The organism is Pauljensenia sp. UMB10120, from assembly GCF_030212035.1.
Classification (GTDB): Bacteria; Actinomycetota; Actinomycetes; order Actinomycetales; family Actinomycetaceae; genus Pauljensenia; species Pauljensenia radingae_A.
Genome location: NZ_JASODH010000005.1, coordinates 38,579 through 63,613 on the forward strand (window position 1 = coordinate 38,579; position 25,035 = coordinate 63,613).

Genomic DNA, 25,035 nt, shown 5'->3' on the forward strand with positions numbered 1-25,035 from the left:
CAGTAATCGATTACAAATCGTGAAATTCCGACGCACATTTTGATATTTTCTCAGGAAAGGCGGCCAACGATGCTCTCCCCCTTGACAGGTCTGACCACGATTCGCAACGTAGCCACTCGCTCCATCTCTCCGGAAAACTTCGACGGCACACCTGGGGGTGGCGGCCGCGCGACCGAGGGAACCGGTGCGGAATGTGCACGCGACCTGGGACCCACGTGGAAGATCTCTCCCAGTATTGACGTTCCGGCTCGCGGCACATTCGAGCTGGCCAACATCTCAGGTACCGGATGCATCACTCATATCTGGATGACCGCTCACACCTCACTGTGGCGTCGCCTGGTCTTCCGCTGCTACTGGGACGGCAGTGACGAACCTGCCGTTGAGGTGCCCTACGGCGACTTCTTCTGCAATGGCTGGTCCGTGTTCTCGCAGGTTAATTCTGTTCCGATCGCCGCCAACCCGCACGGTGGTTTCAACTCCTACTGGCCCATGCCGTTCAAGTCCGGCGCTCGCCTGACACTGGAGAACACCTCCGACGAGGATGCCCGCGTCTACTACCAGATCACCTACGACATTGACGAGGGTGACTCATCCGCCGCTGACGGCGCAGCCGCCAAGGATGATATCGCCTACTTCCATGCGCAGTGGCGCCGCTCCAACCCCCTGCCGACGCTCACCACACACCCGATTCTGGAAAACATCGAGGGCCTGGGGCACTACGTGGGCACCTACATCGCATGGTCAGTCAATGACAACGGCTGGTGGGGCGAAGGCGAAATCAAGTTCTACATGGACGACGACACTGACTATCCCACGATCTGTGGCACCGGCACTGAGGATTATTTCGGTGGTGCCTGGAACTTCGATGTCCCCGGCCGCGGATACACGACGTTCTCCACGCCGTACCTGGGAATGCCGCAGGTCATCCGCCCCGATGGCCTGTATATCGCCAATCAGCGTTTCGGAATGTACCGCTTCCATATTCAGGACGCAATCCACTTCTCCAAGGGACTGCCGCGCGTCGACATTCAGGCTTTGGGCTGGCGTTCAGGTGGCCGCTACCTGCCGCTGCATGACGACATCGCCTCGACCGCCATGTTCTACCTGGATCGTCCGGTCACGAACCGTCCCGAGGCGCCGACCTACGATTCCATGGAGGTCCACCTGGGAGCAGCTCCGGCCACTGACCTGGCCTAGTGTCATAGCCTTCCTGTCAGCGTCGGGCTTTTGCCTAGCGCTGACAGCCCGGACACCAGAAGAGACGTCTCGTAGCCATCAGATCCTCCGCAACGGGAGTGCCGCAACGCAGGCACGGCCTGCCGGTGCGGTGATAGACATACCAGCGTGATGCTTCAGGATCACCCTCAAGGGGTGGTTCCGGAGCATCCTCGTCGCTCACTGTTTCGATTCTGCCCACTTCAAGGCCGTGTGTCATGAGTGGGCAGATCGTTTTCCATAGCAGGCTCAGGCGCGCCTCGGCCACTCGGTTGCCTCGGCGTCTGGGATGAATCCCCGTAATGAAGAGCGATTCTGCGCGGTAAATGTTCCCGACGCCGGCAATCACAGACTGATCCATAACCAGTTCGCCGATGGTGCGCGATCGTGAGCGGATCGCATCGATGAAGGCGCGCTCCAGGTCGGGACGAGTCAGCGCGTGGGGTGACAGCGGATCGGGACCCAGACGCTGCTGTGCCTGGCGCTGTTCATCAGGTGTGATGACTTCGCAGCGATTAGGACCTGACAGGTCGGCGACCGCGTCATCTGTTTCGATGCGGACCCTGACCTGGCCAACCGGCTCGGGTGGAGTCCATCGGCCGTCCTCGTGCGTTGTGCCGCTGTCGCCAGCCAGCCGCGGAGCTCCGATCGATACGGGAACCTCCACCGATTCGCTGCCATATAAACGCCACGACCCATACAGACCCAGGTGGACATGCAGCCACAGGTCGTCGGTATATGCCACCTGCGTACCGTCGGGGTGTCCCTCGCGTACCGGTCCGGGCGCGCTCAACTGCATGAAGAAATGCTTGCCGTGCGCACGAACCGACGTCACTATCCTGCCGTTGATCAGGCGTGCTCCGCCGGCGAAGCGTCCCTGCGGCGATGACACCCGGACCGCACGTCCGACAAACAGCGTGTCGAACGTGCGGGCCAGAGCATGAATAACGTCGCCTTCAGGCATAGGTTCTCGCCGCTACCAATTTGACAGCGCGCGGCTAGTTCTTCGGCAGAACCAGGTTCACCAGTTTAGGTGCGCGCACAATAACTTTCAGCGGCTCACGTCCATCGAGGATGGCGCGGATCGGCTCCAGGTCGAGCGCGCGGGTGCGCAGATCGTCCTCGTCAATCGAGGGCGATACATCGAGGCGGGCACGAACCTTGCCGTTGACCTGCACGATCGCAGTAATCGCATCTTCTTCGAGCAGTGATTCGTCCTCAACGACCGGGAACGGTTCACGTGCGAGCGACTCATCGTGCCCCAGTTTGTGCCACAGTTCTTCAGCGATGTGCGGCGCAACAGGGCTGACCATCAGCACCAGGGGTTCGATGATTTCGCGCGGTACCGCATCCATCGACGTGATGTGGTTATTCAACACAATCATGCGGGCAATGGCGGTGTTAATGCGCAGGTTCTCGAACTCAACCGTCACATCCGCGATCGTGCGGGCCAGCAGTTTGCGCGTGGCCAGGTCGGCCGGTTCGTCACTGACAGTGACCTCACCAGTTTCTTCATCGAGGACATTGCGCCACAGGCGCTGCAGGAAGCGCTGAGATCCAACGACGGCTCGCGTCTCCCACGGGCGGGAAATATCCAGCGGTCCCATCGACATCTCATACACTCGCAGCGTGTCCGCGCCATAGTCCTGAGCGAATTCGTCAGGTGTGACAACGTTCTTCAGGGACTTGCCCATCTTGCCGTATTCCTGTGTGACGGGCTCGCCCTTCCAGGTGAATCCGCTTTCCTCGTCGCCCGTCACTTCATCGGCCGGCACGTATGCGCCGCGTGAATCCGTGTAGGCGTAGGCCTGGATGTAGCCCTGGTTGAACAGCCGGTGGAACGGCTCAGATGCGCTGACGTATCCCAGGTCGAAGAGGATCTTCTGCCAGAAACGCGCATACAGCAGGTGCAAAACGGCGTGTTCGACGCCACCGACATACAGGTCCGCACCGCCGGATTCGCCCGGGTTGCGCGGCCCCATCCAGTACTGCTCATTGACCGGATCAGCGAAATGTTCGGTGTTATTCGGGTCGCCGTAACGGATTTCGTAAGCGCACGAGCCAGCCCAGTTCGGCATGGTGTTCGTGTCACGACGATACGTCTGCTTGCCTTCACCCAGATCCAGTTCAACGTCCAACCAGTCCGTTGCCCGACCCAGCGGTGCTTCCGGCTCAGACGCAGCATCGTTCTCATCGAATGTGCGCGGCGAAAAGTCATCAATTTCCGGCAGGGTGACGGGGAGCATCTCATCAGGCAGCGCGTGCACGCGGCCATCAGCCGAATACACCACGGGGAACGGTTCACCCCAGTAGCGCTGACGTGAGAACAGCCAGTCACGCAGGCGGTACGTCACGGTTTTCTTGCCCAGGCCGCGTTCTTCCAGCCACTGTGTGATGCGCTCAATGGCCGCTTCCTTGCCCAGACCGTTGAGGTCCACTTCCTCATTGGCCGAGTTGGTGATGACACCGTCACCGACCCACGCGGCTTCGTCGCGGTCGAAGTCTTCGGGTGGGGTGATCGTGGTGATGATGTCCAGGTCGAAACGACGTGCGAAGTCAAAGTCACGCTGGTCGTGCGCGGGCACAGCCATAATCGCGCCGGTGCCGTATCCCATCAGGACATAGTCGGCCACAAAAATCGGGATGCTCGTGCCGTTAACAGGGTTGGTGGCGAAACGCCCGGAGAACACGCCTGTCTTCTCCCCTGCTTCGGCGGTTCGCTCCGCATCCGTCATGCGTGCAGCGCGTTCACGGTAGGCTTTCACAGCCGTAGCTGGCGTAGCGTATCCACCTGTCCACGCTTCGCGTGTTCCCTCGGGCCACTCAGCAGGCACGTTCAGGTCAGCAGCGTCGCCCTCGTCCCCGAGCAGGGGGTGTTCGGGGGCAACGACCATGAATGTTGCGCCAAAAAGCGTGTCAGGGCGGGTGGTGAACACATCGAGCCGCGTGCCGTCAGCGTCAAATGTGACGCGCGCGCCGGTGGAGCGGCCAATCCAGTGATGCTGCATTGAGCGCACCTTGTCCGGCCAGTTCACTGTGTCCAGGTCAGCGTCCAGGCGGTCAGCGTAGGCGGTGATTCGCATCATCCACTGGCGCATGCGCTTGGTAAAGACTGGGAAATTGCCGCGCTCGGAGCGTCCCTCGGCGGTGACTTCCTCGTTGGCGAGCACGGTGCCCAGGCCGGGAGCCCAGTTCACGGGCGCCTCGTTGATATAGGCCAGGCGGTAGGAATCGAGCACGCGGGCCTGTTCGACCGCTGTCAGATCGTCCCACGCCTTGTCGAATGTTTCCTCGCCCTCAGATGTGGCGATCGGGCGCGCGCCGGAGCGGAATTCGTCTTCCAGTTCGCTGATCGGACGGGCGCAGCCTTTCGTGCCGGCCGGGTTCGTCGCTTCAGTGTCATACCACGCGTTGAAGATCTTCAGGAAGATCCACTGCGTCCAACGCACAAACAGGTCATCGGTTGTAGCAAATGAGCGGCGCTTGTCGTGCGACAGTCCCAGGCGCGCCAGTTGGCGACGCATATTCGCAATGTTGTCGTATGTCGTGATGCGCGGATGTTGGCCGGTCTGGATGGCGTACTGTTCAGCGGGAAGACCGAATGCGTCGAATCCCATCGTGTACAGCACGTTAAAGCCGCGCATGCGCTGGAAACGTGCGATCGTGTCAGTGGCGATATAGCCCAGCGGGTGTCCAACGTGCAGGCCTTTGCCTGACGGGTAGGGGAACATGTCGAGCAGGAAGTAAGGGGTCAGTTGCGCCAGTGGCCCTTCAAGGTCTCCGGTTGGGTTATCGGCATTGAATGTGCCACGGTCATCCCACTGCTTGTGCCACTTGTCTTCGATGGCGTTGGCCATCTGTGCGGTGTAGCGGAATTCCGGCTCCGAACCTTGATTCTGGCTCATTGATGGATCCCTCTCGAATTCTTCGGTCATGCTCGTCAAATTGGCCTGTTGCCAACCACTTAAGGGTATCTCATCGCGCCACTGGCTACCGGATTCGTTCAGCGTACGATCGGGCGCAGGTGCGGAGGGGTATCGCGACGAGGGTGGCCCATGCGGGCGCAAGATGGGTGACAATAGAGCCATGAGTACAGCATTTGAGAACATCATTGATGGAACATGGTCGGGACGCTTCGCATGGGCTGACGACGTTTGTGTTGTTTTTGCCACCATTGAGCCGATCCGCGCTGGTCACATGCTGGTGGTGCCGCGCCACCCTTACCCGTCGTGGACGGACGCGCCGATGGAGGTTGCCGAGCACCTGATGCACGTGGCTCACATCATTGGGCGAGCACAGATCGAAGCCTTCGACGTGGAGCGCGCCGGCCTGATCATTGCCGGTTTTGAGGTACCTCACACCCATCTGCATGTAGTCCCCATGAAGTCGGAAGCAGATATTGCATTCGCCAATGCTGCTCAGGCCAGTGATGATGCCCTCGACGATGCTACGACGAGGGTGCGTGAGGCACTAGTGGGCCTGGGGTACGAGGCGAACGTGCCGCCGTCGATGGGGTCAGCTTCCCTGAGCTAGCTCGGGTGTGCGGCTGCGACGGTTGGCGCACGGTTGCGACGGTTACTGTTCAACGTGAAGATCATCCGGGTCGGTGGCCACGAAAATGGCATCTGCGGCCACGTCACCGATTTCGACGGTATGCGCGCGCTCTTCACCAGATTCGCGCACGTCAAGTGTGAGTGTTCCCAGCGCAGGTGAGCGGCGCACCACCGTGATACGGGCATCCAGGGCGATCCCCCTGCTGGCCAGATCGCGCAGCATCTGCGGATGGCCATCTGAGATTCGCACGATGACCGTGTCAGTTCCTTCGACAACGTCAGACAGCGGCATCATACCGGGAGCCAGGCGAGTGCCGTCAGGAGCCGGAATCGGGTCGCCATGTGGGTCGCGCATCGGGAAACCAAGTGCACGGTCGAGGTGCTCAAGCAGCGTCTCGGAGACCGCATGTTCAAGGATTTCTGCTTCTCGGTGAACTTCGTCCCACTCAAAGTCGAGCTTTTCGTACAGGTATGTTTCGAGGAGGCGGTGGCGACGCACCACACCTACTGCTATTGCGCGGCCCTTTTCGGTCAGGTGAACCTTATGGTAGGGCTCGTGCTCAACCAGTCCCTGCTCTGTCAGGCGCTTGACGTTTTCAGATGCGGTCGATGCAACAACGCCCATCCTGGCGGCAAGATCGTTCACCGATACTCCGGCACCACTCCACTCCCCTGCGGAGTAAATGGTCTTCAAGTAGTCCTGCGTCATCTGCGTGATGGGCACGTCACGCAGATCGTCGTGGTGTTCCATCAGCCCTCCAGGTTTGTCAGTGTCAAAGACGCGTTGGCGCTCCGGTTCTTACTGTAGATGCCCATGCGCGCCTGTGCATGCGTCCTGCAGATGTGTCCTATCGCCTACTTTTCAAGTTGTCTGAAGCCCCTTGACACGAGTACAGTATTACTTCGTTACGAGACGTAGCGCCGTTAGCTCAATTGGCAGAGCAGCTGGCTCTTAACCAGCGGGTTGGGGGTTCGATTCCCTCACGGCGCACCACCTGTAACTCATGCGCCGTTAGCTCAATTGGCAGAGCAGCTGGCTCTTAACCAGCGGGTTGGGGGTTCGATTCCCTCACGGCGCACTTTTTATGCCTCCACTCCTCCGAGAGAATTTGTCACCTCTTCATGCTTCTTCGGTCACGTGCACGTCTTGGCGGTCGACACCAAAGCCTGCACAGATATTGCGCAGAGTGAGCCGAGGGTCGGCCATGGTTGGCGTCTCAATGCGCATCCCCGTCATCGAGGTCGGCGAGGCGATTGTCGTGATCCCCATTCGAGTGGCTGACGCTGGATCGAGTGCGGATGAAACACATTGCGCATGAAAAGAGCGTCTGAACTTTCCGCCAGCGGCCTCAGCTCTTCGAAAAACGGCTCGTCAAGACTCATCAACGACACAGCCTCACACGACCCGCACACACGCTATTCCTCGACAACGAATGCTTCGAGGGCTGGATGACCATCAGGATCCAGAAAAGAGTCAAGAAGATCCCGAACCGGAATATCACAGATATAAGAAAACAGCACAGTCTCTGAATAGTCGTTGACGATATAGTCATGCATATGGAAAGGCAGGACTTGGCCAGCTGGCGTCTTAAGAGCGTACGTGTACTTTTCTACCTCAACCAGTTCGTATCCGGGCCGCTGTTCATAGGTGTAACACGGAAAGTACAAGGACGCGTAGCCGCGCTGCGCCCAGCGGAATGATTCGCCCGCCTGGTAGATGAACCAGCGCGTCACCAGGTCAAGATCCGGGGAAAAAACGTAAATTGAATATCCCCGTTTCGCGAGCTCCCTCCATATGCGAACTGCCCGTCCTCAAGTTGAGCCAAGTGGTAGATCGGGTCACCAGCATGACTGATACTGATCGAACGAGGATAGTGAATATTGCGCATAAAAAGAGCATTACGACATTCCGCCAGCAGCCTCAGCTCCTCGAAAAACGGCTCATCAAGACTCGTGAGCGTCAATATTGCATCATCCCTTATTCTTAAGACATGTGACGGAGTCTTATCCTTCATTATACGGTCTGAACATATGAGAGCCATCCAGCTCCGGGTGGAACCTCCGCTCTCAGAGTTTTCTTGCGTTGGCTCTAAGGGGCGAGGAATTGGGAAAGCGAAGGTTCTCCGTTTGCGTTGGTCACTGAATCGACCAGGTCGTGTACCTCTATGTCATGAATGTGAGAGTAGCGCACGCATTGGGAGACGTCATGTACAAGGTCGTCGCTCATCTTCATCGGCAGAAGTTCGCCATCTGGAGCTCGCAGAGTCGAAAGTGTGCGCGTCAAGCGGTGGAGAGCATATCCTTCCCGTATCTGACTAGTTCGGTGAGGAATGGAGAACTGCAGGTAGGCGCGAGCGTATCGATAGGGGAAGCTGGCGTTTAAGATAAGCCAGCGTAGGGCAATCTGTGCGTCCATAGTGACAAGTGAGAAGGAAATAGGACCACCTCGACCGCTTGAACCGAATGCGAAAGATCCGTCGTTGTGGTGTACCACGTGGAGGGCGGGGTCGCCATAGTCGTAGCTCAGCGTGACAGATTCATGTGCTACCTCGTTGAGTGCAAATCGGGCCCATCGGCATTCAGCTAAAGGCCGTAACTCATCGAAACTCAGTGTACCCATTCGAGGAGAATTCCTTTCTCTATGCACTCTGCAATTGACACCATTTCACCTCGTTCATTTAAGAAGATGAATTGCTTACCTCCGCCTTCAAATCCTAATGCGGGGGCGATTGTACCCTCTTCAACAGAGTAGCCACGAGGCAGTTCACCCAGCTGATAACCGTAGAGACGGTCATGAGCTTTCGGAGGCGGCATTGATCGCTTTTCAAATGGAATATGACGGCCTTCAGGTGCCGATGCGACGAATTGTCCCCCTGGATGACCGATCCGGTCGACGAATCGTCCATACTTTTCCTTGATTTGTTGAAGGCTGCTATGGCGCACAACTGAGTCAGGCAAGGCGCCGTTTGTATCTTGAAATCTATAATTCGGAACACCTCTCGAGTTTAAATTCTTTGAAGCCCACGCGTCGTAGGTCGGATACGGCTCTCCGTGCGCGTTCTTCCCAAATGGTGCGGGGCTTGTGTCCCAATGGGGGGTTGCGTCGGAGCGATGCAAGGAAAACTCGGTATATTGAGCTGGGTCTACGTGAGGGGCAGAAGCGTTGATGCGTGTCGAGGGTGTGTCTGCGCCTTTGCGGAGGAGCCTGTTGAGGGTGTCAGAGAACTTCCTGAACAACTCGGTGAGCTTGCCGAGCAGCCCCTTGAGATTCTTGACTGAATCAATGACCTTGTGAACAGTTGTGCTGATCCTGGATGTCATCGTGGCAACACTGGTGGATATTTGCGCCGCGATTGCGGGAATACCCAGCCCAGCGGTGGCAACCGCTTCGATAATGGCGGACGCGAACTTGCCGATGATTTCAGATAGAGCATCACGCACCAGGTCGTGAACAATCTGAACAAGCGTGGCAGCAACGTTAAGAGCCTGCCCCATCGCGCTGGCCCACTTGCCAGCCTGCTCAATCAGCTTGCCCAGGTCAACTTCTAGGGCGGTGATCGCGCTGATGGTTTGCCCGCTCATAGATGACAGGTCAGAGCGCGTATACCCGGCCAGCTGCTGGGAGCACGCGGACAGCTGAGTGTTAATGTTGCCCCACGTCTGAGCATAGGCCGCAACCTGGTCCGCATCGCCAGTGAACTCATCGAGCCACTGATCCAAAGGGTGAACATGCTCAAGCACCCATCCGGCACCCATCGCGATCAGCGAACCGATCGGGTCAGCAATCATACTGGCCGCATCACCCACAGCAGCGAACGCAGCCATACCGCCACTGACCCAGCTGCCTGAATTGAACGCGCCAACCAACTGCTCGCCGTCTTCAAGAAGAAACGTGCCGGCAAGCGGGCTGGTCGAGTCCTGACGCTGCGCCACCAAAGGATTAGCCACGCCGACCTCGCTTCCCCCACACGCTCACCTCATTGTTGAAGGAGCGTGTCAGCTCGTCTTCGTGAGCAGTAAAATCCTCCACAGCAATACCCAGCTGACTGCACAACCGGTCCAACGCGCTCGACGCGCTTGACAGCGCGTCACGCGCCTGACCTTCCACGAGCGACAGGGGCGGGACCAAAAAAGGCGAACACAACACGCCGAACGCGCCATCACCCACACCGACCTGAACGGACGCATCACGGGCCATCTGAATTCCCTGCCCCACGTGAGCGACATGACACCGGTGCTCATCAAGCTGGTCAGTGTTAATACGCAGATCGTCCGTCACTGGTCCGCAAGCTTTCGCACAGTCGGCGAATCAGCACCAAAGATCTCTGAGGCCACAGCAACCATCTGGGTGCGCACATCGCTCAACGCTGCCCTGTACGCCTCCATCACGCTGGACGTCAACTGGCTTTTCGACAAGGTCGACACCTGGGCGGCGAACTCAATCCTGTCAAGATGACCACTGTGATCCACATGCACCGTGACAATACGATCACGGCTCGAACCACTCCCACACGCATCCTCAGCCTGGCGCTGAAAAATTCACCGCCGCTTGGGCATGACGCTCAGCGCCCGCCACCTGACAGTCAACCGCATCATGCGCCCCATCAAATTCATCCACACAACGTATATACGAGTTTGCACGGCATCCCGTCCATGAAACACACGTCACACCTTCAGCCGACACGCGCATAGAACTGTCGCGCCTCGTTTGGGACACGGGCACCTGCCCTCCAAACCTGCAGGCGCAGACCGTCGCTGTACGACTCAGTCGATGGCGAGTTCCCTGCGCAGACGCTTGACGTGGCCTGAAGCCCTGACGCCATATTGTGCAAGGGCAATTGTGCCGTCAGGGTTGACGACAAATGTGCAACGTTTTGGTCCCAGAATTTTGCGGCCGAAACTCATTTTTTCGCCAAAGGCCCCATAGGCGTCGATCACGGTGCCTTCCGGATCTGACAGCAGCGGAAATGTCAGTAACTGGTTTGCCTCGAACTTTTCCAGCGCCGCCATGTCATCCTTGCTGATGCCGACAACCTCATATCCTGCGCCCTGCAGCGAGGCCAGCGAGTCACGAAAATCGCACGCCTCGGTGGTGCATCCGGGCGTGGACGCACGCGGGTAGAAGTACACCACCACGCCGCGTGCAGCACGAGCCAGCATGTCAGTCAGTGACACAGTGCCGTGCGTGGAATCCAAAGTGAATTCAGGAGCCTTGTCCCCCACCTTCAGTTCAGCCATGGCAGCCTCCTCATGTGTCCGCCGTATTTGTCCGTCGTCATCCACCACTGTAGGTCACGCCCGCTGCGAGCGCTCATGAAGGAACCATCCTGCCGCATCACGGCAACGCTAGAATCCTTTGGACTGCAGCCATCTCATCAATTCACTTGTCCTGGCCGCCTGATAATCATCCCGGTCAGCCGCGTCGCTCTCGTGCCTCCTATCGAGTTTCCTGCTGTCAATGGCACCCACGATCACCCCGTCACGCAGATAGACGATCCCGTCCGCGCGCGCAACGCACACCGGGTCATGTGTCACCATGACAATGGTCGTGCGATCCTGATGTGCTTCCTCAAGCGCCTCCAGCACTTCACCGGTCATGGAGGTGTTCAGCGCACCGGTTGGCTCGTCAGCGAACACGATCGATGGTTGGGTGGCGAGTGCGCGACAGATGGTGGCGCGCTGGAGCTGTCCCCCGGATACCTGGGTGATCTCATGATCAGCTACTGCGCCAATGTCGAATCGCTCCATCAGTGCGTCGACGCGTTCCTCGGCCGCCCTCGTCCCTGACCGTCCGGCAGCTTTCAAGGCGGGCAGCGCAATGTTGTCGCGAATCGTGAAGTTCTTCAGGAAGTGCGCCTGTTGGAAAACGAAACCCATCTCGTGCAGGCGCACGTGGCTCATCTGCGAGTCGCTCAGCTCGGTGAGCTCATGCCCTGCCAGTTCGACGGAACCGCCGGTGGGTCGATCCATTCCGCTCATGCAATACAACAATGTGGACTTCCCCGAACCTGACGCCCCCATCACGGCCACGAACTGTCCGCGCGGCACCTCCAGGTCGATGCCTCGCAGCACCTGCGTGGGCGGCTCCGTCGTCGAGAAGGTCTTCGTCAGGTCCTTCACGCGCAGCAGCGTCCGCCCCGCCTGCTGTGTGTGATCTGCAGGTTCGCGCGCTTCCATGTTGTCTGCGGCCATGCGCATTGTTGCCCACACCAGACCAAGTGCAACGGCGCAGATAATATTGCCGATCGCCATCAGGCGTGTGCGGTCAAATCGATCGGCAAGCACTCCGTCGGGCGGTGCCAACAGGACGGCGGGCAGGAACCCTGCCAGCGTGATCAGCGCGACCGACGTGCTCAGGCCGATGTGCTGGTAGGCATAGATGGTCAGAGCGAACGGTGTCAAGCCGTTGCCAGTCTTGGCAATCAGCTGCGCCAGCCAGATCAGGGCGAAGCGGCGCCGGCCTTTGCGTTCGTGCTCTTTCCCTCGGTCAGTGCGCCGTCGGCCTCCCTCGTAGCTTCGCTCCAGCCGTACACCATCGCTCGCAGCGCATAGTCGTATTGGCGGTCTGCATCGTAGCGCCACCCGCTGTTGAAGACGGCCGCCAGGAGCGGAAACGAGGCTGGAAGTACCGTTTGGTGGCTCATCTGGTCGGCCTCGCCGCCCATTGGCTCCCCCGCCTCTGCGAGGACATGACCCACCGTGTAGTTCACCAGAGCGTTCAACTGGTCGGCGGCCTGGGAGTTCACAGGCATTCCTGCCTCCGCGAGAGACGTCAGCAGGCGTTCCATAAGGGCGAATAGTTCCGGGCCGGTCGCGGGGCGTGTGCCGACGATTGAGATGGCACGAGGGTGTCTGAGCAATGCGCGCCTCAAAGTGTGCATCACAGCGACCAGGTGCTCGCGCCACGAAGGTGTTGCCTGGGCGGCTGCCGGTACGGTGACGTCGCGCCACATGACCTCCATCAGGCCGTCAAGCACCGCCGCTTTGTTGGAAAAATGCCGGTAAATCATCATCGGATCGACGCCGAGGTCGCGTCCGAGCCGTCGCATGGTCAGTGCGTCGATACCGTCGTCGTCCACGATCTGCATGGCGGTGTTCAGGATCGCGCCCTCACGGGTACCTTCACCGGTCACTGTTGCGTCTTTCGCGTTGAAGCCACCGAAATTGCGGGCTTCTGTGGCCATTGCCTGCGCGAGGGAGAGGATGTCAGGCTGGAGGCGCTTGACATCGTTGTACATGGTTTTCACGTCCTGGGCGGTGTTGTGTCCAGGGTTGTCCTGATCGAAATTCTGGTGGATGAGGAAGCCGAGTGCCGCGCCGTGTCGTTTATCCAGGGTCGGCTGATACTTGTCGAGCAGCCAAGCTGCCTGAGAGTTGGTGACTTTCAGATCGGCTGGGGCGAAAGAGCGTGGGCCGCTCATCTTCGATAGCGTAGCGTTCTGGCCTGGTTGAGGGTTGTACTTCCACATCTGGACGCACCAGACGTTTTCTCCAGGCACGCCATTAGGGGAGTCGTAGGGGCCGAACCAGAATCCCCCTCCTTCAAAATCGGTTGCCCCCACGCTGGTGGGGATCTTCATTCCCTTGTCGAGCTGGTAGCCCGCAAGGGACGGCTTTTGCGCCAGGACTACTCCTGCGAAAGCTAACGTGAAGGCAACACATACTGCCATCACGCGACGCAGGGGTGTCGTCAGGCGTTCACCAAGCCTTGACTGCATCGTGGTACTCCTTCATCTAGCTAGAGTGGCGGAAGCGTCAAACCCCCGTCACTTATCGCTAATGCGACAAACCAAAAAACCCACGCCGCGCTGTGTGAGTCGAGTAACACAAAAGGGGCCTGCCAGCATTCCAGCCAGCAGACCCCCGAATAGATCGAACGGTTAGCAATACCGTCCGGTCGCGTTTCCTTTAGTGTCCATTTCACCGCAGAAATCGCCGTCAGTGTTCACGTCCAACTCCCACGTGTATTCGTCCCCGCCGCTGGGCGCGGGCGCGCTCGGGGCGGGTGCAGATCCGCCACTCGAATATGACGGCTCGGACACGCCACCCGAATATGACGGCTCACTGTAGCCCTGCGAGTAGTCGGGCTGCGGGGCGGCAGGTTCACTGGCGGCAGCCTTGGCTTCCTCGGCCTTCTTCCACGCGGCGTGAGAATCCGACACCTTCTGGGCAGCAGCCTTCACCTGGTCGGTCACCTCAGTCAGTTTCGCGCTCATCTCGTCGAACGGGTCAGCCGACTCGCCACTGAGAGCGTCAGCTTGACCGATCAGGGCTGTCGCCTCGTCCACAGTCTTTTGAGCCGTGGTGCGTGTCGCGTCGTCACTCACTTTGCCGGTCGTGTCGGACAGAACCTTGATTGCCTTGTCTACTTCCGCCTTGAGAGTGTCGCGCGCAGCCACCATCAGGTCTTTCGAATGGGAGGTCATCGCGGAGCGAACCTGAGTGCTGGCAGTGTCAATTTTCTGGGCGGCACTGGTGAACACTCCAGCCGAATCGTTCAATGACTGCGCACCATCACGCATGTCGCTCGTGGTGCCCGACTGGGCGGCAGGCATGGTCAGAGCGTTCGCCTCGTCCAGTGCAGCGCGAAGGTCAGCCCGGCTCGAATCATCGTCACCCACCTTGCCCTCCGAGTCGGCATACAGCTGCTCGCCCTCACTGATCGCGTCCGACAGGGACGTGTACGCGCCAGTGGCAGCAGACTGCGCCGCGTCAAACTCGCTGCGCGCCTGGTGTGCCGCATGAGAGCGGTAGGCGCTCACGCCAATAATCGCCACTACCAGTGCGACGACAACCGCGACACACACCGCCACGACCATAGCCTTGCGATTCTTCACAAACCACGAAAACACGCCGTTTTCTTGAACTCCACCACTCGTACTCATTGCCCTCACGTGACCTTTCTTTTACTCGGGTGTTTTACGGATTCACCCGAGTTGTGGGACGAGAACACTCCACATGACACACACGAACGCCACTCACACGATTCGCGCGTATCACTGCACTCACAGCATAGCCGACTTCTTATGTAGCATGATCAAGTATGACAGCATTCCGAAAACCTCCGCCCGCGACCTTTCGTACAGAGGGGCCGGCCGAGGCGGCGCGATCGTTCAGTGCACATTCCCCTAGATTCAAGACAAATTGTGCACATACCCCTAAAACTGCCGCGCAACGGTGCACATACCCCTAGATTTAAAGCGAATTTTGCACATTCCCCTAGCTAAACTCCGTGCTGCCGGGTAGGCCAACAAGGAACAAGGCTCTGACCAGCGGTTATAGAAATAGCGCGGAAACCGGATCACGAAGATTTAGGGGAATGTGCACTTTCGCGCTACTTTTTAGGGGTATGTGCACGGGAAGGCCGAAGATTTAGGGGTATGTGCATGCCGACCGATTAAATCTAGGGGAATGTGCACTTTCACGCTACTTTTTAGGGGCTTGTGCACACCGGGCACTGGCAGAGCAGTAGCGTCAGTGCATTAGGAAGTTTATGAAGGACCGGACACGCCCACCCCATACACATATTTCGGGCATTAACCCCGGATCGGGCCACCGCCACACACAAAAAAGCCGGGACACCGCCAATACAATGTCCACGAAGTCCCGATACATCACAAGAGTGCGCGAGGGGGGACTTGAACCCCCACGTCAAAGACACTGGAACCTAAATCCAGCGCGTCTGCCAATTCCGCCACTCGCGCGCGCCTTTTATCTTACGCGGCATCTATTCTAACGGTTTCTAGCTGGCACGGGCTCCCTCATGGCTCACGCCTCGCGAGACACCGGACACACTCCCCACTCGAGCGGTCGACTCGATCGTTGCTTCAGCGATCACCTGCGTGCCTCGGTACAGCACCAGCGACTGGCCCGGAGCCACGCCGCGGATCGGATCAGCCAGATCCACACTCAGTGCAGGCGCAGCGTCGCCCTCGTCAATATGAACCCCGGCGACAACGGAGGGCGTTCCGTGAGCGCGCACCTGCACGGTCAGGACATCCTCGGGGACATCTGCCAGCATCCGTCCGGCCAACGCAGGCCCGAACGCGACGGTCGCCTCCTGATCAACAGTGGCGAGGGAGCGCGGCGCCATCCACACCACGTCGGTGGTCGAAATGTGATCCACGCTCAGCAATTCAGCAGGCCCGACGATCACCTGATTGGATTGCGGGTTGGTGCGCAGAACGTAGCGCGGCTTGCCGTCAGCGGCCGGTCGTTCCAAACGCAGTCCGCGGCGCTGCCCCACCGTGAAGTTCCAGTATCCACCGTGTTCACCCACGATGTTGCCGTCGGCATCCACGATCTCACCCATGTCCTTGCCAAGGGCGCGCTGCAGGAAGCCCTGCGTATCGCCGTCAGGGATAAAGCAGATGTCGTAGGAATCGGGTTTGTTGGACACGCCCAGTCCGCGCCGATCCGCCTCGGCACGCACCCACGCTTTATCGGGCGCATCGCCTAGCGGTGTGATAACACGAGAAAGCTCCTCGCGCCCCATGATGGCCAGCACATAAGACTGGTCTTTTGCTTCGTCGCGGGCGCGATGCAGCTCGGGACCATCCGGACCGTCGATAACGCGCGCGTAGTGCCCGGTGCACACGGCATCGAAACCGAGGGTGCGGGCGCGATCGGCCAGTTCACGGAATTTCACGAATTCGTTGCATCGCACACACGGGTTGGGAGTATGCCCCTGGCGATATTGATCGACAAAGTCGGTGACGACAGTTCGTTCAAACTCCTCTGCCAGGTCCCACACGTAGAACGGCACGCCCAGTGTCTGCGCCGCGCGGGCGGCGTCCCCTGCGTCCTCCACCGAGCAGCATCCGCGTGAACCGATGCGGCATTCCTGAGGCTGGCTGGTCAGCGCCATGTGAACGGCAACCACATCGTGGCCTGCTTCGACAGCGAGCGCACACGCCACAGCAGAGTCCACTCCCCCTGATAGTGCAGCCAGTACCCTCATCTGTCCTCCTTCACAACATGTCCCCGTTCATCGAATCCGTCCATTGCCTGCGCCTGCGAAAGCGCGTCAGGTAGAGCCTGACACAGTGCGCGCACATCGTCGAGGGTTGTTGATGTGGAGACGCACACACGTAGCACGCCCAGTGCTTCACGTTCCGATCTGCCCATTGCCGTGACCACCTCAGACGGGCGTGTCACACCAGCATGGCAAGCAGAGCCTGCTGACACCATCACACCGGCTCGGTCCATCGCCATGAGCACCACTTCGGGATGTGCGGTCGGCATCGACAGGTGAATGATCGAGGGAACGGTGGGCGCATCCCCCACCGTCGCTGACACACCCTCAGGCAGGTGGTCAAGGATCTCGCGACGCATCTGCGAGCAGTGCCGATGCATCTGATCCCGCTCGGAAACACATTCGACCATCGCGGCAGCCAGGGCAACCGCGCCCGCCACGTCCGGTGTTCCCGAACGGATTCCGCGCTCATGCCCCCCACCGGGTCGGTCCGTTGTCAACGGGATGCCGCGCCGCGCAACCAGGATGCCCGTCCCCACAGGCGCACCCACTTTATGTCCCCCGATGCTCAGCAGGTCAGCGCCGAGGGTGTCCATGCTGATCGGCAGGCATGAAAAGGCCTGAGCCGCATCCGTGTGAATGATGGGGCGCTGACCACGCGCAGCTCTTACCGGATCATTACCGGCAGCGCCGAACATGTCGGCAAGCTGGGCAACCGGCTGAATGGTTCCCACTTCCGAGCACACCGTGCACACCGACACCACCGCCAAGTGCTCACTGAGGTGTGCAGCGTCGAGCTCGCCAATGAATGTGATGCCCTGAGCGCTGGAAGGCAGTACCTGCCACGTGAATCCGGCAGGTTCAAGGACCTCGCGCTGATGTGCCACTGCGTCATGTTCGAGGGCGGACACTGCCACAACGCTGCGTGCAGGGTTGACAGCCCGCACCGCCCGAGCTGTCCCCGCCACGGCGAGGGCGTCAGATTCAGTGGCGCCGGACGTGAAGAGCACTTCGTGCAGGTTCACACCCAGCAGGTCTGCGATCTGTTCGCGCGCATCGTCCAGCATCCGGCGGGCAGCACGCCCACCCGCATGCAGGGAGGACGGGTTGCCGGGGGTGGCCGTCAAGTCATGTTGGGCTTTCAGCCACGCTTCCCGGGCAACGGGCCGAAGCGGCGTGGTCGCCGCAAAATCCAGATAGTGCGTGGGCGTGGTCATTGGTCCTTTCGCGCCCGCAGATCCTCCAGAGCCTGCGGAACGACCTCAAAGATGTCGCCAACGATGCCAAAGTCAGCGATCTCAAAGATCGGAGCATCCGGGTCATCGCACACGGCAATGATCGTGTCGGAGGCTTGCATACCAACAGTGTGGTGGATTGCGCCGGACACGCCCAGGCCGATGTACACCGACGGTGCCACTGACACGCCGGTCTGGCCGATCTGGATGGAACGCGGTACCCACCCTTCATCTGAGGCAACGCGGGTTGCACCCACCGCACCTCCAAGTTCGTCAGCCAGCTGTTCGACCAGTGAGAAGTCTCCGCCGGTGCCGCGCCCGCCGACCACGACGACGTCTGCGTCGGTCAGTGACACGCGTCCGTCACCCGCGGCGTGAACGGATTGTGGGACCAGAACGGCGTCGGCTTCTGCACTGAACTTCACGGGCACGGTGGTCACGTCAGGCGTGGTCGCCGTCTCTGCGTCCTTGGCCTGAACAGACGAGGGCCGCAGACCGATAATCGGCGTGCCGCGAGTGATTTCCATTGTCGTTTCCCATGTTCCGGCCAGAACTGTCTTGGCTGCGTGGAGAACGCCGCCGCTGATATGCACATCTGACACGTCAACAGCCGCACCCGAGTCGAGCTGGACAGCCAGCCGAGCGGCAACCTCTCGCCCTCGGTAATTCGCCACACACAAAATGGCGGCAGCATCTGGAACGCGGTCGAAGCAGGCTCGAACCGCGTCCGCCACAACAGCACTGATGCGCGGCGAATGGCCGGCAAGGTCCGGGCTCAGGACGTGCGCCACGCCCTGCGCTCCCAACGCCTCCATGTCCGGCGCACTGTTCAGAGCGATCGCTGTAATCGGCCCGGTGGTCAGTGAGCGTGCCAGTGTGAGGAGCTGGTGCGATGCCGGGGTCAGCGTGTATCCCTGCGCGTCGTCACCCGTGTGGTCGGTCATCACCAGCAACGGCTGGTCAAGTGTTTCTGCCATAATCAGCACTCCTCCATCAGGTAGCGAGCCAGTTGGTGACCGCCGTCTCCCGAATCGGCCACGATCGTGCCCTCACCGTCGCGTTCACGTTCCTGCGCATCAAGGACGTTAATGGCACGCGGAGCGCCGTCCTGGCGAATCTCATCGAGCGACGCATCGTCCACATCGTCCAGTGAGAGCTCGTCGAGCGGCTTGGAACGCGCAGCACGCATCGTCTTGAACGAGGGATAGCGCGGCTCATTGATCTGGTCGGTTACCGACACGAGGACAGGAGTGGAACTGGTCAGCGTGTCATCGAAGCCATCAGCGGTGCGCTGAATCGTCACAGTCCACGGCCCTTCTTCCTCGCCCGTCAGGCTCATCTGATGGGCAAGACCCAGGTATGGCAGATGCAGGATCGTGGCCAGTGCCGCCGGCAGCGCCGAGGTGAGAGAGTCTAGTGCGGCCATTCCGGTGATCACCATGTCGAGAGGTTCATCCTCGCGTAGCTGGTCGAGTGCAGCTCCCAGCACCCGCGCCGTGGTGACCACGTCTGCGCCTTCGAGACGCTCATCAGTGACGAGGATCGCGCGGTCGGCTCCCATTTGAAGTGCGCGCACGAGGGCATCTTCAGCGTCCTGCGGCCCCATCGTCACTGCGATCACTTCACCGCCGTGTTCTTCGACCAGGGAGACGGCAGCCTCGATCGCGTTCTCGTCGAGTTCATTGAGCACGTCGTCTTCTCCGCGTACCAACCGTCCGTCTTCGATACGACGCTCCGATTGGACGTCAGGTACGTGCTTGACACATACTGCAATTCTCATGCCTTTAGCGTGCCACACTTTGAGGCGAACCTCGTGGTGGCTTACGTTACGTCCACCAGGAGCGTCTCAGCTCCTCGCGAAGAAATGCGCGGTCAGAGCCGTCATTGAGACGCATGACTGGGGGGTGATCACTTACAATCGAGACAGGTATTGTGCCTGCCTGACACACGTTTGAGAGTAAATGGATAGTAAAAGAAACATGGTGCCCAGCTCCGATCACGACTTCGCCGCTCCTGCACCGCGCATCCCCTCACCGAATCCCACACCTCGCCGGATCGGAGTGTATGCGCGTGAAGGCGGAATCGACGTTGCTGTTGTGGCGCGCCATGCGACGCGCGTGGATCTGTGCATCCTGGCAGATGACGGTACGGCACGTGAAAAGCGCTGGTCATTGCTCGGACCCGAAGACGGAATCTGGCATGGGCACCTGGACGGCGCAGGCCTGGGAACGCACTACGGTTTCCGAGTCCACGGCCCGTGGGATCCTGACGCCGCAATGTTTCACAATCCGGCAAAACTTTTGCTGGACCCCTATGGGCGCGGCCTGGCCGGTTCGGTCCAGATGGGGGCTGCCGTTCACGCGCACACCGTTGACGAGGACCTGTACCCGGCAACCTATCCGCTGGAACAGTCTGACCTGAATTCAGCGCCCTACATGCCGCACTCGGTTGTCGTGTCCACGCAGTTCGACATTGCCGACAAACCGCGCACACCGTGGGACCAGACCGTGATCTATGAGCTGCACGTCAAGGGCTTCACGCTCAATATGCCTGACATTCCGGATGACCTGCGGGGAACTTACGCAGGACTGGCGCACCCCGCAGCGGTGGACTATCTGAAGAAGCTGGGCATCACGGCTGTGGAATTGCTGCCCATCCACGCCAAACACGATGAGACGTTCCTGATTGAACGCGGGTTGACGAATTATTGGGGTTATTCGACGCTGTCGTTCTTTGCCCCTGAACCGTCGTACGCTACCGAGGCTGCACGCAGGCGCGGCGCTCAGGGTGTGATTGATGAGTTCCGAGGCATGGTGTCGATCCTGCATCAGGCCGACATCGAGGTGCTTCTGGACGTGGTCTATAACCACACATGCGAAGGGTCGGAAACGGGATCGACACTGTCGTGGAGCGGTTTTGATGCACCGCTGTACTATCGATTCGATCATGGGCGCCCTCGTCGCATGATCGACGTGACGGGAACGGGCAACTCGCTGAACACGGACGAGCCACTGGCCATGAAAATGGTGCTGGATTCACTGCGCTACTGGTCGCGCGAAATGGGGATCGATGGCTTCCGCTTCGATCTGGCGGCCACGCTTGGACGCTTCTCAACGGGCTTTGCGCCGATGCACCCTCTGCTTATCGGGATCGGAACCGATGAGGACCTGTGCCAGGATAAGCTCATTGCCGAGCCGTGGGACATTGGCCCGGGCGGGTGGCAGACCGGTAATTTCCCCTCACCATTTTCTGAGTGGAATGATCGTTACCGCGACACGGTGCGCGAGTTCTGGCTTTCCGATTTCAGGTCCCTGGCAATGGGTCGCGGTGCGATCGGCCCGATGAAGCTGGCCACACGCGTGTCCGGCTCTTCTGATCTGTTTGCTCACGGTGGGCACCGTTTTGACGGACCGCGGCGCTCCGTGAATTTTGTGACAGCTCACGACGGGTTCACCCTGGCTGACCTGACCGCTTTTGATCACAAACACAACATGGCGAACCTGGAACAGAACCGCGATGGTACGACGAATAATCATTCGTGGAACCACGGCATCGAAGGCACTATTGCGCAGACTCCGGTCGATGACGCTCACGACGCGCTGAACGGGTCGCCAGCCAGCTCTGACTTCCTGCAGGACATTTACCCCACGCGTCACAGGAGCCAGCGCAATTTGCTGACGACGCTGCTCACCTCGTCTGGTACTCCGATGATTGTGGCGGGCGATGAGTTTCAGCGCACGCAATTCGGCAATAACAACGCCTACTGCCAGGACTCTCCCATCTCATGGATCGATTGGAACATGTCGGACTCGCAGAAGCAGCAGCTCGCCACTGTTCGCTGGCTGCTGGCCCTGCGACGTCATCATCCGGTCTTGCGTCCCTCCCTTTTCGCAGATGGCAGGATAGCTGAGGGCGATGTCATAGCCGATCTGGGGTGGTTTGATCGTGACGCTCACGACATTGCGCAGGATGGCTGGGCTCAGGAGCACAACCGTGTCTTCCAGATGCTCCGTTCGGGGTATCAGCTGGGTGACCGCGACGCCCTCGTTGTGGTGAATGGAACATTGGATGTTGCCACGGTTCGTCTGGTGAGCGGGCGCGGCTCTGACTGGTACGTCGTCATGGATACCTCCTGGTCGTGCCCTTCCGATGGCGGTATCAACGTCGAGGGAGACATCGAGCGCCTGGAACGCGGGCTTCCTGACAGACTGGAAGTTGTCCGTTGTGGGGACGAAGTGACGATCGAGCCACAGTCCGTGATCGTCATGTTGTCAGCACGCACCCCTCATCATTCGGTAGACTACGGGCGTGACTAGTAGTGAAGACCAACTTGAAAATTCCACCAACCACGCTTCGCTGGAACGGGCAAAGACCCGATCCGTTGAACTTGAGGAAGCCATTGATCAGGATCCGTCGCGATTCCGCATCCTCACCGGCGACCGGCCGACCGGAAAGCTGCACCTGGGGCACTATTTCGGCACGTTGAAGAACCGCGTGGAACTGCAAAACCGCGGCGTTGAAACGTGGGTTCTGGTGGCCGATTATCAGGTCATCACTGACCGCGACGCTGTTGGCCCGCTGCGCGAGCGCGTCCTGGGCCTCGTTGCCGATTATCTGGCCGTGGGTATCGACCCAAAGCGCAGCATCATCTTCAACCACTCGGCAGTGCCGGCACTGAACCAGTTGCTGTTGCCGTTCCTGTCATTGGTCACCGAGTCTGAACTGCATCGCAACCCTACGGTCAAGTCAGAGCTTGATGCGACGAACGGTCGCGCCATGTCGGGATTGCTGCTGACCTACCCGGTGCATCAGGCTGCAGATATCCTGTTCTGCAAGGCGAACCTCGTGCCGGTGGGACAGGACCAGCTCCCCCACCTGGAGCAGACACGCCTGATCGCTCAGCGTTTTGACCGCCGCTACGGGCGCGCCGACAAGGAGCATCCTGTTTTCCCGCGCCCTGACGCGTTGCTGTCGAAGACCCCGCTGCTGCTGGGCACCGACGGCAACAAGATGTCAAAGTCTCGTGGCAACACGATCGAGCTGGATATGACTGCCGATGAGACGGCGCGTGTGCTCAAGAAAGCCAAGACTGATCCTGATCGCGTCATCACCTATGACCCGGAGAATCGACCCGAGGTGTCGAACCTGTTGATGATGGCGTCACTGGCCACTGGCGAGGATCCCCACGCCATTGCCGACCGTATCGGCGATGGTGGCGGCGGCACGCTCAAATCAGTCGTGACCGACGCGCTCAACGAGTTCCTCGCACCGATCCGCGAGCGCCGTGAAGAGCTGGCCGCTAACGAGGATTACCTGCTGGAGGTTCTCCATCACGGTGATGAAGTCGCCAATGAGCAGGCTGATCGCACGCTGGCTGAGGTGCGTCGCGCGATGGATATGGTGTACTGAGCGAGCCAAGGTTTGCGTAAGCTGGTCATTTTTAGATCAGCTTTTCCTTGCTAGAAACCCGGTCTGACCTGCGGTAATGTGCTCTCATGAGTACTGTTGTCGAAGCGGCGCGCGGTGAACGGCAGGGCTTCATTTCCTCCAAGCTCAACTGGCTGCGTGCAGGAGTGTTGGGAGCCAATGACGGCATTGTGTCGATCGCCGGTCTACTGATCGGCATCGCCGCTGTCGACCCCACGAACACACATGCCATTGTCATTGCGGGGATTGCCGGAATCGCCTCGGCAGCACTGTCAATGGCAATCGGCGAATACGTATCGGTATCCACTCAACGTGACACTGAGCGCGAAATTGTCCGCCTGCAGCACGTGGCACAGAGCCGCAATCCCGGCCACGCTTTCAACGAGATCAAGCAGGTGTGTCTGCAACGCGGCATGAGCGAGGAGAGCGCGCACCAGGTTGCCTCGGACCTGTCCTCACATGAGCCGGTCAATGCCGTCATTTCATTCAAGTACGGCATCGATTCGGATTCACTGACCAGTCCGTGGGCTGCGGCCGGCAGCTCCTTCATCGCATTCGTCAGCGGTGCTGCCCTGCCGATGCTGACAATGGTTCTGGCTCTCCCACCGCTTCGCATCGTGGCAACCTTTGTGTCTGTATTTGTGGCTCTCGCATTGACAGGGTGGATCAGCGCGTGGCTGGGACGCTCTCCGCGCCAGAGGTCGGTCCTGCGACTGGTGTGCGCAGGCAGTGCGGCAATGATCATCACCTACGCGATCGGTCGGCTGCTGGAAAGTGCGTCAATGGTGTGATTGACGTGACCGTGATGCCCGTGCTACACTGCTTTATTACAGGCTCAATACTAACGACGTAGTTGGAAAGCAGATACGGTTGCGCTCGTGTCAGACGGGCGCACCCCTCGAGAAGAATCTCGATCAGTATGGGGAGTGATCCAGTACTCATGCATACATCCATCACGAATCACATGCGCGCCACGCGCATTCTTCTGATTGCAGCAGGACTTTTATGCATCGCAGCGACCTGTCTTGCACTGTTCGTCCTCACGCCCAGCACGCAGGCAAACAGGACTGAATCACGCAATCCTGATCTTGCACAATACGCTCAAAGCGCTGATATTCCAGAGCAGATCAGCACTCAGGCACAGCAGGAAATGGCACAAGTGGGCGAGGAATACCCGCCCGGCGCCACCCCTCCCACCGTTGCCGACCTGCTTCCGTGGGCAGCAGGCGCTGAAGTGGATTCAGTAAGCACCGACCACATCCAGTACACGTCCGGCGCCGATAACCCTGTAGCAATGCGTCAGGCACAGCAAACTGACCCGTCTACCGACGCTCCCGTCACAGTCGTCACCGCCGAAGGAGATGTTGCGGTCCTCGCAGCCCTTGACTGGGAGTGTGCCTGGATCAAGGAATTCGTTAACGCCACGAACAGTGGAAACGCGGACCGTGTGAACACAGCAGTGACGCAGATCAGCAAATTCCCCGATCTTGACGTCATCCAGCGTTTTAACCCTGAAGTCGGTGAAGGACACGCCCGTGACGTCATTCCCCGCATCCAGCAAGGAGATGTCGAATTTGCGAACTATTGGCTCGCTACCACATGTAGCGAGCCTGAATAGTTCAGCGTGACA

Annotated in this window: 23 protein-coding genes and 3 tRNA genes; 8 read left to right on the forward strand and 18 right to left on the reverse strand. The window is 59.5% G+C overall.

Annotation, left to right across the window (positions count from 1 at the left end; all coding sequences use genetic code 11):
* Window positions 1–69 precede the first annotated feature (69 nt).
* Window positions 70–1,197 carry a glycoside hydrolase family 172 protein gene (locus tag QP093_RS06030; RefSeq protein WP_285015582.1) on the forward strand — a complete coding sequence of 376 codons (1,128 nt, stop codon included), beginning with the start codon at window positions 70–72 and terminating at the stop codon, window positions 1,195–1,197.
* 34 nt (window positions 1,198–1,231) lie between these two features.
* Here the strand turns inward: QP093_RS06030 and QP093_RS06035 are convergent, their stop codons facing one another.
* Both QP093_RS06035 and QP093_RS06040 read right to left on the reverse strand, forming a co-directional pair.
* Window positions 1,232–2,179 carry an Fpg/Nei family DNA glycosylase gene (locus tag QP093_RS06035; protein WP_285015584.1) on the reverse strand — a complete coding sequence of 316 codons (948 nt, stop codon included), beginning with the start codon at window positions 2,177–2,179 and terminating at the stop codon, window positions 1,232–1,234.
* Between the two features lie 34 nt (window positions 2,180–2,213).
* The gene (locus QP093_RS06040) at window positions 2,214–5,120 is read right to left on the reverse strand and encodes a leucine--tRNA ligase (RefSeq protein WP_285015587.1); all 2,907 of its coding nucleotides are present in this window, start codon (window positions 5,118–5,120) and stop codon (window positions 2,214–2,216) included.
* A 181-nt stretch (window positions 5,121–5,301) separates the two neighbouring features.
* Here QP093_RS06040 and QP093_RS06045 point away from each other — a divergent pair, with 181 nt between their 5' ends.
* The gene (locus tag QP093_RS06045; protein WP_285015589.1) at window positions 5,302–5,748 is read left to right on the forward strand and encodes an HIT family protein; all 447 of its coding nucleotides are present in this window, start codon (window positions 5,302–5,304) and stop codon (window positions 5,746–5,748) included.
* A gap of 42 nt (window positions 5,749–5,790) precedes the next feature.
* Here QP093_RS06045 and QP093_RS06050 read toward each other — a convergent pair whose 3' ends face one another.
* The gene (locus QP093_RS06050) at window positions 5,791–6,519 is read right to left on the reverse strand and encodes a metal-dependent transcriptional regulator (protein ID WP_285015591.1); all 729 of its coding nucleotides are present in this window, start codon (window positions 6,517–6,519) and stop codon (window positions 5,791–5,793) included.
* Between the two features lie 167 nt (window positions 6,520–6,686).
* Here QP093_RS06050 and QP093_RS06055 point away from each other — a divergent pair.
* Window positions 6,687–6,762: transfer RNA gene (locus tag QP093_RS06055), tRNA-Lys, on the forward strand.
* A gap of 12 nt (window positions 6,763–6,774) precedes the next feature.
* Window positions 6,775–6,847, forward strand: a tRNA-Lys gene (locus QP093_RS06060).
* Between the two features lie 41 nt (window positions 6,848–6,888).
* On the opposite strand, the gene QP093_RS06065 is transcribed toward QP093_RS06060, so the two are convergent.
* The 15 genes from QP093_RS06065 to QP093_RS06130 form a co-directional block, all read right to left on the reverse strand.
* On the reverse strand, window positions 6,889–7,038 hold the full coding sequence (locus QP093_RS06065; RefSeq protein WP_285015594.1) for a hypothetical protein: 150 nt from the start codon (window positions 7,036–7,038) through the stop codon (window positions 6,889–6,891).
* 146 nt (window positions 7,039–7,184) lie between these two features.
* Window positions 7,185–7,565, reverse strand: a complete 381-nt coding sequence (locus tag QP093_RS06070; RefSeq protein WP_350309978.1) for an Imm61 family immunity protein — start codon at window positions 7,563–7,565, stop codon at window positions 7,185–7,187.
* A 292-nt stretch (window positions 7,566–7,857) separates the two neighbouring features.
* A complete protein-coding gene (locus QP093_RS10115) occupies window positions 7,858–8,388 on the reverse strand; it encodes an Imm61 family immunity protein (protein WP_502929395.1) in 531 nt (176 codons plus the stop codon).
* The gene (locus tag QP093_RS06075; protein WP_285015597.1) at window positions 8,376–9,716 is read right to left on the reverse strand and encodes a TNT domain-containing protein; all 1,341 of its coding nucleotides are present in this window, start codon (window positions 9,714–9,716) and stop codon (window positions 8,376–8,378) included. The genes QP093_RS10115 and QP093_RS06075 overlap by 13 nt, the downstream gene beginning before the upstream one ends.
* Window positions 9,709–10,047: a type VII secretion target gene (locus tag QP093_RS06080; protein WP_350309970.1), complete on the reverse strand. Its 339-nt coding sequence runs from the start codon at window positions 10,045–10,047 to the stop codon at window positions 9,709–9,711. The genes QP093_RS06075 and QP093_RS06080 overlap by 8 nt, the downstream gene beginning before the upstream one ends.
* Complete coding sequence (locus QP093_RS10060; RefSeq protein ID WP_350309971.1) at window positions 10,044–10,244, reverse strand: hypothetical protein; 201 nt, start codon at window positions 10,242–10,244, stop codon at window positions 10,044–10,046. Before QP093_RS10060 ends, QP093_RS06080 begins: the two co-directional genes overlap by 4 nt.
* Window positions 10,245–10,532: 288 nt before the next feature.
* Window positions 10,533–11,006 carry a peroxiredoxin gene (locus QP093_RS06090; RefSeq protein ID WP_285015602.1) on the reverse strand — a complete coding sequence of 158 codons (474 nt, stop codon included), beginning with the start codon at window positions 11,004–11,006 and terminating at the stop codon, window positions 10,533–10,535.
* A 108-nt stretch (window positions 11,007–11,114) separates the two neighbouring features.
* Window positions 11,115–12,170, reverse strand: coding sequence for an ABC transporter ATP-binding protein (locus tag QP093_RS06095; RefSeq protein WP_285015605.1), 1,056 nt, complete (start codon window positions 12,168–12,170; stop codon window positions 11,115–11,117).
* A gap of 38 nt (window positions 12,171–12,208) precedes the next feature.
* Entirely contained in the window at window positions 12,209–13,486 is a 1,278-nt protein-coding gene (locus QP093_RS06100; protein ID WP_285015607.1) for a TetR/AcrR family transcriptional regulator, read from the reverse strand.
* A gap of 162 nt (window positions 13,487–13,648) precedes the next feature.
* Complete coding sequence (locus tag QP093_RS06105; protein ID WP_285015610.1) at window positions 13,649–14,653, reverse strand: hypothetical protein; 1,005 nt, start codon at window positions 14,651–14,653, stop codon at window positions 13,649–13,651.
* Window positions 14,654–15,391: 738 nt separating this feature from the next.
* Window positions 15,392–15,472: transfer RNA gene (locus QP093_RS06110), tRNA-Leu, on the reverse strand.
* A 38-nt stretch (window positions 15,473–15,510) separates the two neighbouring features.
* A complete protein-coding gene (gene mnmA, locus QP093_RS06115) occupies window positions 15,511–16,728 on the reverse strand; it encodes a tRNA 2-thiouridine(34) synthase MnmA (protein WP_285015614.1) in 1,218 nt (405 codons plus the stop codon).
* Window positions 16,725–17,960 carry a cysteine desulfurase family protein gene (locus QP093_RS06120; RefSeq protein WP_285015616.1) on the reverse strand — a complete coding sequence of 412 codons (1,236 nt, stop codon included), beginning with the start codon at window positions 17,958–17,960 and terminating at the stop codon, window positions 16,725–16,727. Before QP093_RS06120 ends, mnmA begins: the two co-directional genes overlap by 4 nt.
* Window positions 17,957–18,955 (reverse strand): electron transfer flavoprotein subunit alpha/FixB family protein, encoded by a 999-nt coding sequence (locus QP093_RS06125; RefSeq protein ID WP_285015618.1) that lies wholly within the window; start codon window positions 18,953–18,955, stop codon window positions 17,957–17,959. Before QP093_RS06125 ends, QP093_RS06120 begins: the two co-directional genes overlap by 4 nt.
* A 2-nt stretch (window positions 18,956–18,957) precedes the next feature.
* A complete protein-coding gene (locus QP093_RS06130; protein ID WP_058236966.1) occupies window positions 18,958–19,758 on the reverse strand; it encodes an electron transfer flavoprotein subunit beta/FixA family protein in 801 nt (266 codons plus the stop codon).
* A 181-nt stretch (window positions 19,759–19,939) separates the two neighbouring features.
* Here QP093_RS06130 and glgX point away from each other — a divergent pair, with 181 nt between their 5' ends.
* The 4 genes from glgX to QP093_RS06150 all read left to right on the forward strand — a co-directional run bounded on the left by glgX (window position 19,940) and on the right by QP093_RS06150 (window position 25,023).
* The gene (gene glgX, locus QP093_RS06135) at window positions 19,940–22,294 is read left to right on the forward strand and encodes a glycogen debranching protein GlgX (protein WP_285015621.1); all 2,355 of its coding nucleotides are present in this window, start codon (window positions 19,940–19,942) and stop codon (window positions 22,292–22,294) included.
* Window positions 22,287–23,387, forward strand: a complete 1,101-nt coding sequence (gene trpS, locus QP093_RS06140; RefSeq protein WP_285015623.1) for a tryptophan--tRNA ligase — start codon at window positions 22,287–22,289, stop codon at window positions 23,385–23,387. The genes glgX and trpS overlap by 8 nt, the downstream gene beginning before the upstream one ends.
* A gap of 86 nt (window positions 23,388–23,473) precedes the next feature.
* Window positions 23,474–24,196 carry a VIT1/CCC1 transporter family protein gene (locus QP093_RS06145; RefSeq protein WP_285015625.1) on the forward strand — a complete coding sequence of 241 codons (723 nt, stop codon included), beginning with the start codon at window positions 23,474–23,476 and terminating at the stop codon, window positions 24,194–24,196.
* A 149-nt stretch (window positions 24,197–24,345) separates the two neighbouring features.
* Window positions 24,346–25,023: a hypothetical protein gene (locus tag QP093_RS06150; RefSeq protein ID WP_285015627.1), complete on the forward strand. Its 678-nt coding sequence runs from the start codon at window positions 24,346–24,348 to the stop codon at window positions 25,021–25,023.
* Window positions 25,024–25,035: the final 12 nt, after the last annotated feature.